General features: G+C 64.6%; 4 protein-coding genes. 2 read left to right on the forward strand and 2 right to left on the reverse strand.

Annotated features, from left to right (window positions below):
- The first annotated feature begins 29 nt into the window (after positions 1–29).
- Together ACTHL0_RS20445 and ACTHL0_RS20450 are read left to right on the forward strand one after the other, a co-directional pair.
- Positions 30–392 (forward strand): MbcA/ParS/Xre antitoxin family protein, encoded by a 363-nt coding sequence (locus ACTHL0_RS20445; RefSeq protein ID WP_440568710.1) that lies wholly within the window; start codon positions 30–32, stop codon positions 390–392.
- Positions 383–1093, forward strand: a complete 711-nt coding sequence (locus tag ACTHL0_RS20450; protein WP_440568708.1) for an RES family NAD+ phosphorylase — start codon at positions 383–385, stop codon at positions 1091–1093. The genes ACTHL0_RS20445 and ACTHL0_RS20450 overlap by 10 nt, the downstream gene beginning before the upstream one ends.
- A gap of 74 nt (positions 1094–1167) precedes the next feature.
- Here the strand turns inward: ACTHL0_RS20450 and ACTHL0_RS20455 are convergent, their stop codons facing one another.
- Both ACTHL0_RS20455 and ACTHL0_RS20460 read right to left on the reverse strand, forming a co-directional pair.
- Positions 1168–1905, reverse strand: a complete 738-nt coding sequence (locus tag ACTHL0_RS20455; protein ID WP_440568711.1) for a metallophosphoesterase — start codon at positions 1903–1905, stop codon at positions 1168–1170.
- 128 nt (positions 1906–2033) lie between these two features.
- On the reverse strand, positions 2034–2969 hold a 936-nt coding region (locus ACTHL0_RS20460), incomplete at its 5' end, for a c-type cytochrome (protein WP_440568709.1).

Below are 2969 nucleotides of genomic sequence, written 5' to 3' on the forward strand. Positions count from 1 at the left end.
CGTCCGCCGCCGCTCCGTCCATCGCGGAGATGTCCGCCGCGGGCTTGCGTGCGTTCTTCAATATCGCGCGGGACTGGGGACTCGGGATCGACGAGCAGATCGTCCTTTTGGGCTCGCCCGGGCGCTCCACCTTCTTCAAGTGGAAAGCGGCGCCGGCCTCGGCACGCCCCTCACGCGATACGCTCGAACGCCTATCGCTGCTGCTCGGTATCTATAAGGCATTGCAGATTCTCTTGCCGGAGCCGGCCACTGCCGACGCGTGGGTCAAGCGGCCGAACAGCGCGCCGCCGTTCGGCGGAAGCAGCGCGCTCGACCGGATGCTCGCCGGTAACGTCAGCGATCTGGTGGCCGTGCGCCAATATCTCGACGCGATGCGGGGCGGATGGGCGTGACGACGGCTGAAGACCGCCTCCTTCCCCCGCGCCTCGCACGCATCGATTGGTCGCCGGCCTATCGCGTCATTCCCACGCGGTTTCCCGCCGTCAATCTGTTCGATCGCGTGGCGTCAACCGACGATTTCGACGCGCTCTACGCGCTCGAAGCAATGACGAACGACCGCCTGCGTACCGAAGTGGGCGAACTCGATCTCGTTCCTCCCGAGGAGCGCCGCTTCGGTCCCGGCTACGGGCCCATCATGGCGGCGTTCACGCATCTGAATCCGCTCGGCAGCCGGTTCTCGGACGGCAGCTATGGCATCTTCTATTGCGCCCGCGAAGCGCGAACGGCGGTCGCGGAAACGCGCTATCACTCAGCGTTGTTTCTGGCCGCGACAAAAGAGCCGCCGCTGCGCCAGCAAATGCGGCTCTATACCGTGCTCGCGCGAGGCGAGGCGATTGATTTGCGCGACGACCCGGCGCTCGATCCGGCTGTGCTCTCGCCAATCGATTATTCGGCCGGACAGGCACTGGGGCGGCGCGTTCGAGAAGCGGACGCCGCGGGCATCGTTTATCCGTCCGTGCGCGACCCGTCCGGCGAATGTCTGGCCGCCTTCAAGACCACCCTGCTGCGCGACTGCCACCATGCGGCATATCTGGAATACAACTGGAACGGCACCGCGATCGACAGCGTGTTCGAACTGAATCAAATCGGGTAGTGCTATGCCGTCGGCGGCCAATGGCTGCGGCCATTCAGCGCAACGCTTCGGCGCATCGGCGCGACTTGCGCCGCTTAAGGCAGCGACATCTGGGCAGCCCCTTCGGCCACCGCCCGTTCCACTGAAATCGACCACGCGCGCGCTGTCAACGCTTCGGTCACAGTCAGCTTGCCCATGGAGGCGAATGCGCCCGTGTCGATGAAGATCTGCGAGCCGATACGGCCGATTTCACGCATCGGCGTATGGCCGCAGTAGGTCGGCGAGAGTCCTGTCTGACGCTCGACGATGCCGCTGCCGAGCGCAAGCTCGCGCCCCCATAGCAACTGTTGGTACACGCGCTCCGTGAAGAATCCGGCATCGAGCGCGGCATCGTCGCCGAAGAATTCCGCATGTAGAACATTGAAGCGCCGCGGCCCGCTGCCAACGACGCGCACGAGCGGCAACGTCCGCAAACGCCTCGCATACGCGCGCAGAACGGCATCCGGCACCGCGTGCGCCCAACTGCCGCCGAGTGCCTCCCAGGCCCTGCGCGGCATGCTTCCTTCCGCCACGAGGCAAAGCGCTTCCTCGTGATTTCCGAGCACCGGAAAGAACCACGGCTTGTCGAGCAACGCCAGCGCCTCTTCGGATTGGCGGCCGCGGTCGATCAGATCGCCCACGGAAAAGAGCCGATCGCAAGCCGGATCGAAGATGATTTCGCGCAGCAAATAGCGCAGCGCGTCGACGCAACCGTGCAAGTCGCCGACGACGAAATCGCGGCCCGCGGTGTTGGCCGCGTGCCGGCTAACGATAGGAAACGCCTCGCTCGTCATGTCCATACGGGCATCATAATTCGGCCGGGTGGCCCGTGCAGCGCTTTCATGAGCCAGCGCTGCACGGATGCACCCGGCACCTCGGATGACGCGCAGCGGGCCGGATGCTTCAACGGCCGCCGTGCGCTCTATTGCTGACGCTGCCGCAACTTGGCGACGTCGCCCACCGTCACGGTCGCCTTCGGATCGCCGAAGTGCTTCGTGACGTAATTCGCGATCGCGGCGATTTGATCGTCGGTCAACTCGTCGCCGAAACCCGGCATCATGACGTCGGCATCTTTCGTCCGGCGATTCACGCCATGCAAGATGACCAGCGCCAAATTGGCGCCATCGGGCGAACCCACCACACTGTTATGTATCAATGAAGGATACGCAAGCCGCGCCGAACCGCCGATCCCCTGCCCCGTCCAGTTGTGACAGCTCGCGCAATTGCCCAAAAACAGCTGTGCGCCGTCGACGCCGGTCACACGGGTGCCGCGCAAGGCTTTGACGTCGTCGGTGGGGCGGCCCCATTGATCGCGCGGACGGGTCTGGCCGCCCGCGACGGGCGGCACCGCACGCAAATACACGGCGATCGCACGCAAATCGTCGGGCGTCAGATACTGCGTGCTGTTCGCCACCACATCGGCCATCGGTCCGGCCGCGTTCGCCCGTCCTGGCACGGCCCCGGTTCCCAGGTAGCGAACGATGTCGTCGTCGCTCCAGTTGCCGATGCCGCCCGCTTTGTCGGGCGTGATATTGAAGGCGCGCCAGCCGGCCTGTACTTCGCCCGACAAGCGATCGCTCGATCTGAGTCCCTGCATGAAATTGCGCGGGGTGTGGCATTCCTCGCAGTGAGCCAGGCCCTCGACGAGATAAGCGCCCCGGTTCCACTGCGGGCTTTGCTTCGGATCGGGCACGAAACGGGCTTCGTGGAAATTGAACAGGTTCCAGAAAAACATGAGCCAGCGCTGATTGAACGGAAAGCTTAGTTCGTTGCGCGGCGGCGTATAGCGAATCGGCGTCACCGTGTTCAGGTACGCGCGAATGGCCAGCACGTCCCGCTCGGTCACGCGCGTGTATTC

This window comes from Trinickia sp. (assembly GCF_051961175.1).
GTDB lineage: Bacteria > Pseudomonadota > Gammaproteobacteria > Burkholderiales > Burkholderiaceae > Trinickia.